Source organism: Prevotella sp. AM42-24 (genome assembly GCF_003461825.1).
Lineage (GTDB): Bacteria > Bacteroidota > Bacteroidia > Bacteroidales > Bacteroidaceae > Prevotella > Prevotella hominis.
In genome coordinates this window covers 1-5,329 of sequence record NZ_QTXV01000029.1, presented here as the reverse complement: position 1 = coordinate 5,329, position 5,329 = coordinate 1, and the positions used below count along the sequence as shown (strand labels likewise).

Genomic DNA, 5,329 nt, shown 5'->3' with positions numbered 1-5,329 from the left:
GCAGCTTGGGCGGCAGCAAAAAATCCTTTGTAAATGGGAGATGCGTGAAGTTATCGGAAACATTTGTAAAACATTTCCATATATATTTATAGTATATTACTTTTTCTTATTACCTTTGGTGAAATCATGATAGATGATTTTACACTCATGTTTTACTCGCTCGCTGCTTGACGCAAAGAATTAGACGAGCCGTTTGTTGAAAGGCTGTCAAGAAGGAAACGGTAGGCTTCCTTCATTGCTGTCAACTGTCCTTGCAAATACTGAACCTTTTGGTTAAGGTCTTCGCTTGCCATTGGGTCATCTTCGGTTGACTCCTGTTTGGTAACAGGAGCATACTTTGTCTCGCCATAGAAGAAATCCATCTTTACGCCAAGAACGTCACAGATATTCTCCAATGTGCCAGTTTTTATATCCTGTGCCTTTATTATTTGGCTGAAATTAGGTTGTGTCATTCCTAATTTGGCGGCAATGTCTTTCAACATATAGCCATTCCCAATTAAGATTTTCTTTAATTCAAGTCCATCCATATCTTTATTTGCGTTAAAATTTCTTATATATTTAAGTGTTTTATTATATGCAATTAATAATTTTATTATCTTTGCACACGAAAGTATAAGGATATTCTTTCGAAAGTTTATCCAATAACTTTGCAAAATTAATAAAAAAATATAATATGGCAAAAGAAAATCTTGAAATTTATCAGGAGGTTTTTCCAAAAAGCCAACTGAGAAGAATGAAGGTAGTTGATGAATATCTTAATACCTTTGGTGAAATGATTAAGAAAAAGGTTATTTCTCCCAATTGCGCTTTCGAAGCGTTGGCAAAGAAGTATGGTCTTACAAGAGCTGGTATAAGACTTATGCTCACAAAGGCAGGTGTGTACAAAAGCAGCCTGAAGCCGCTTTATTATCCTACTGCCGAAGAACGAGCAGCCAAACCAACTTACTTTTTTGATATGAATAACCCTAATCATAATTATTATGGTACAGATAATATTGGATGAAAACAGTGGAGCTTATGAGGCTTTTATTGCCAAGATAACGGATGCCCTTGCCCCGAAACTTGTGGAAATGATGAAGAAAACTCCACAGACCGTCTGTTCGCAAAGAGAGGCATATAGACGTTATGGAACTGGTAATGTGCGCAGATGGGTGAAGGAAGGCAGACTTAAACCATTTGCCAAGCGACCAGGAAAGATAGAGTATAAAATTTCGGATTTGAAGACACTCTTCAATCAACAACAAGATTACTTCTCTAGTTAGGTCCATGTACAGAATACAAAAAAACATATATAAGGCTAAGAAACCTTTGTGGATGCAATGTCTTCTGTTCAACATTATGCCTGATTTGTATGATCCTCATCCGAGCAAAGAAGAATGTCAGAAGAATCTGAAGGCAATATCGAGTGCCATCAATGGTCAGAAATACAATTGGCACCAGCACCATTCCATGATAGGTAAATTCTGCAAATTGGTTATCTGTGACGATTACATAAAGATAATGTCAAAGAAAGGTAATCTAATGTTGTCTTTCGTTATTGAACGATGTGAGGACGATGAACTTAATGTGAATTAGAATGATAGGTTTGGATTATAGTTGGATAAAATTGCCAAGAACATTTTGTGATTGGCGTTGGTATAAAGATTCGCACATGGTGCTTCTGTACCTGCATATTCTTCTTCACGCCTCATTTTCCGACAAGGAAATAGGGGAAGTGGTTATCAAGAGAGGACAGATGCTTACAAGCTATGCACAATTGTGCAACAATACAGGTTTGTCATTGCAGACTGTGCGAACCTGCATAAAGAAGTTATTGAAGACAAAACAGATAAAAGTTTTGTCTTGTAAACACCACACAACAATATCTGTCGTGGCGTATGATAGTTTTCAGCCAGAGGGCAAGGACGAACTCAATCCTAATTGGATTAAGTTGTATCGCAAGATAGAAGATTGGCGTTGGTATAAGGATGCCTTAACCTTTCATCTGTTCATACACCTGTTGCTGACTGTTAACTTCTGTCCTTCTGCGAATGGTGAGAATATTCTTGGAAGAGGTCAAATAATGGTGACAAGAAGGTCTCTGACAGAATCGACCAACATATCTGACAGGAGTATCAGAACGTGTATAGAGAAGTTGCAAAAATCTAAAGAAATATTAATTTCTCAAAAAGCGACCAACCGCCCACATATCATAACTATCTGTAATTATGATAGTTACCAGTCTGGATTTGCACCTTCTAACATACAGCTAACATACAACCAACATACAACTAACATTCAGTGTGAAAGTGTGCAGCAAGCCTTGGTTTTCGCCTCAAAAAGCGACCAACCGAATTTAGATGTAAACACCTGTGGCGCAATGGGTTACATTGACAATGATACTCTAACTAACACACAGCTAACATACAACCAACATACAGCTAACACACAGCTAACACACGACCAACAAACAGATAACATACAAGTAACAACATATAAGAATATAAGAAATAAAGAAATAAAGAAAAATATATCATCAACATCCGCGCGTGCGAGAGAAGTTGAGAATTTTGAAGTTTTGGATGGAAAAGAAGAGAAAGAAAACCAACAAAAGAAAGCAAGGAAAGAAAGTTTTCTGGAGCTTTTGGAGCAGGACAAGCTTTGGCTTGAAGCTATCGCAAGAAAGTTCTCTCTCGCCAGAGTGGAAGTTGTAAAGTGTAGGTTGGAGGATTTCGATTTAGACATGATATGTCGAGGAAAGACTACCCATACGGACATTCAAGATTACAAGAGCCATTTTGTAGATTGGCTCTATAAGAACAATAGTGCAACATCAAAAAGTAATAATCAATATGGAGTTTCTAAACAAGACAAGCAAACTGGAAGTAGATTTGTTCCTAAGTCGTCTGAAGGAGAAGTCTATACCCAATCTTTCTAAGCTGCCGATTGATGAAGACCTTTGCAAGCGAGGCTTGCAATGTGCATTTGAGAAAGTCGTGGAAAGCGGTTTTCATCATTATATAAGAAATGAGCAGCAGAGCAAACAGTTGGAAGCAGTTGCCAATTGGCTTGTCTCACCTGAAAAGAAATGGGGTCTGCTGCTGAATGGCATTCCTGGCAATGGAAAGACAACAACCCTTATGGCAATAAGAAAAGTTATCAAAGCTTTGGAACTTGAAGATCCTAACCCGATTTCAGAGAACAAGGTATTAGGCTTTAGATGCCCGACGGCAAAAGAACTATGTGAGATTGTCATCAAAGACAAAACTGCATTCAAGCAATACATGAACTCCACTCTACTTGGTATAGATGAGTTTGGCTTGGAGCCGACTATTGTCTCTTCATACGGCAATGAATACACTCCAGTTTCCGACATTCTGGCTTATAGATACGAGGCTCGTTTGCCAACTATAATGACAACAAATATTGCAAATGTGGAAATTCGCCCTAAGTATGGAGACAGAATAGCTGCAAGAATGAATGAAATGTTTGACATCGTTGTTATGCCAGACATAGATTTTAGAGTTAAGGTTAATGAATACACATTTTTAAATAAATAATAATTGGGATGGAAGAAGCTAAGAAAATATTGCAAAAGACCCATGGGGGGCTTGACGTTTTCAAGCACTACCTTGGCGATGACTGCACCGCCAAGTTTTTCCGCAATCCTTATCGAAAGGACAAAAGGGCATCTTGCCGTCTGTATAAGAACGAGTCTGGAGGAGACAGTTACTACTATTTCCTTCAAGACTTCGGTGATAGCAAATTCTGTGGTAATTGTTTTGTTATTGTTGCAAAATTGCTTGACTATAACTTAACCACAGATTTCAAGCGACTTCTTGAACAGATTGACCGAGATCTGCAGCTCAATGTGTTTTCATCTTATGATGATGGTTTTCATAGCAAACAGGTGAAGCTGAAAAAGGTGATAGCCTGTGGTAGCAAGGAAAAACAATGTTCCATTTCTGAGTTCAAACCTATAACAAAGCATTTTTCGGACAAAGAGTTGGAATATTGGCAACGTTATGGGATAGATGAAAAAACGCTGCTGAGATACGACGTGAAAAGTATCAAAAGCTGTTCGTTTGTCAAAACAGACGGAAAGAAATTTGCTATCGTAAGCAGTGAACTTGTTCCTATATATGGATATTACTTCAATGGAGGGCTTGGCATCAAATTTTATCGTCCAAAGTCTGAATATCGTTTCATGTATGCTGGTGACTTACCCAAGCCATATATTTTCGGATGGAACAAACTGCCTACATCTGGAGAACGTGTATTCATAACAGGCGGTGAGAAAGACGTGCTTTCGCTTGCAGCTCATGGTTTTTATGGCATAGCCTTCAACAGCGAGACTGCAAAGGTGCCGGAAGATAAGTTGAAAGAACTTTCTGAGCGTTTCAAGGAAATAATCTTTCTGTATGATTCAGATGAAACAGGCATCAAGGAGTCGAAAGAACGAGTCGAAGACTTCAAAAATAGATACAATGTATCTCGTCTTCAATTACCATTGGAAGGTAGCAAGAAAGAGAAAGACATCAGTGACTATTTCGCCATAGGCAATACAACGGAAGATTTTATCAAACTCATTAATGGAAAATAATTATGGATAAAAATGTTTGTGATAATACATTGGTCTTTGGTAGCAGCTATGTTAGAAGCTGTATTGAAGTGCCTTCTTTGAAAGCAGGAAGAGCGAAATGGAAGGCTTTCTATGATAAGTTCCCTTGGCTTAAAGGTCAACCTTTCTATCTTAGACGTTCATGCTTCTGGGATAGAGGTGAAAGAAATTTGAAGGGAATAAAGATAAAACTTAAAAAGATATAAGTATGAAAAAAATGTGTTGGGACTTACTTTCAATGAGTACAATATTTCTATGGCTGTCAATTTGGATATGGTGTGATGATTGCGTTATTGTTCGTAATATTGCAGCCGTAGCAGGGTTGTTGGATATGACTGTCTCTGAAATAATATTTATTGCAAACAAGTGGAAACGTATAGAACAATGCGTAAGTAAGGCTGAAGAATCATACACATTAGCACACAAAAACGAAAACCCTCTTAATAGGGTTTTACAGATGAACTTTATAGAGAAGAACGTCTATACATTCGTTTTCAGCTTTACAAGTGGCATGTTTATGGTCTGCGAAGTTATTTTTGCTGCTTACCTTGGATGGAAATATAGCGGTTTGGTTTTCATAAAAAGTCTTGGTATGTTTCTAATCTTCATACAGATGTTTGGTCTTTTTTTTTCCATTCATTGTATCGTGGAAAATTTTGTGGTTAAAAGAAAAATCAAAAGACTTTTATATAAATCAATACTCTGTTAATTCTTATGTAATCGATTGAA

At 37.5% G+C, this 5,329-nt stretch carries 9 protein-coding genes; 8 read left to right on the top strand and 1 reads right to left on the bottom strand.

The genetic code is table 11. The annotated features are described in order from the left end of the window. Positions 1-152 precede the first annotated feature (152 nt). On the bottom strand, positions 153-527 hold the full coding sequence (locus DW917_RS09805; RefSeq protein WP_147344159.1) for a helix-turn-helix transcriptional regulator: 375 nt from the start codon (positions 525-527) through the stop codon (positions 153-155). A gap of 146 nt (positions 528-673) precedes the next feature. Between DW917_RS09805 and DW917_RS09800 the strand changes: the two genes are divergently transcribed. From DW917_RS09800 to DW917_RS09765, 8 genes are read left to right on the top strand one after another with little or no spacing between them, the layout of a single operon-like run. Next, the gene (locus DW917_RS09800) at positions 674-1,003 is read left to right on the top strand and encodes a hypothetical protein (protein WP_118118260.1); all 330 of its coding nucleotides are present in this window, start codon (positions 674-676) and stop codon (positions 1,001-1,003) included. Next, entirely contained in the window at positions 981-1,262 is a 282-nt protein-coding gene (locus DW917_RS09795; protein WP_118118258.1) for a hypothetical protein, read from the top strand. Before DW917_RS09800 ends, DW917_RS09795 begins: the two co-directional genes overlap by 23 nt. Positions 1,263-1,266: 4 nt before the next feature. Beyond that, on the top strand, positions 1,267-1,575 hold the full coding sequence (locus DW917_RS09790; RefSeq protein ID WP_118118256.1) for a hypothetical protein: 309 nt from the start codon (positions 1,267-1,269) through the stop codon (positions 1,573-1,575). A 10-nt stretch (positions 1,576-1,585) separates the two neighbouring features. Beyond that, positions 1,586-2,917, top strand: coding sequence for a hypothetical protein (locus DW917_RS09785; RefSeq protein WP_233524695.1), 1,332 nt, complete (start codon positions 1,586-1,588; stop codon positions 2,915-2,917). Continuing rightward, complete coding sequence (locus DW917_RS09780; protein WP_147344158.1) at positions 2,832-3,539, top strand: hypothetical protein; 708 nt, start codon at positions 2,832-2,834, stop codon at positions 3,537-3,539. The genes DW917_RS09785 and DW917_RS09780 overlap by 86 nt, the downstream gene beginning before the upstream one ends. An 8-nt stretch (positions 3,540-3,547) precedes the next feature. Further along, positions 3,548-4,582 carry a toprim domain-containing protein gene (locus tag DW917_RS09775; protein WP_118118250.1) on the top strand — a complete coding sequence of 345 codons (1,035 nt, stop codon included), beginning with the start codon at positions 3,548-3,550 and terminating at the stop codon, positions 4,580-4,582. A gap of 2 nt (positions 4,583-4,584) precedes the next feature. After that, positions 4,585-4,806: a hypothetical protein gene (locus DW917_RS09770; protein ID WP_118118248.1), complete on the top strand. Its 222-nt coding sequence runs from the start codon at positions 4,585-4,587 to the stop codon at positions 4,804-4,806. Positions 4,807-4,838: 32 nt separating this feature from the next. Continuing rightward, entirely contained in the window at positions 4,839-5,309 is a 471-nt protein-coding gene (locus DW917_RS09765) for a hypothetical protein (protein WP_158570108.1), read from the top strand. Positions 5,310-5,329 lie beyond the last annotated feature (20 nt).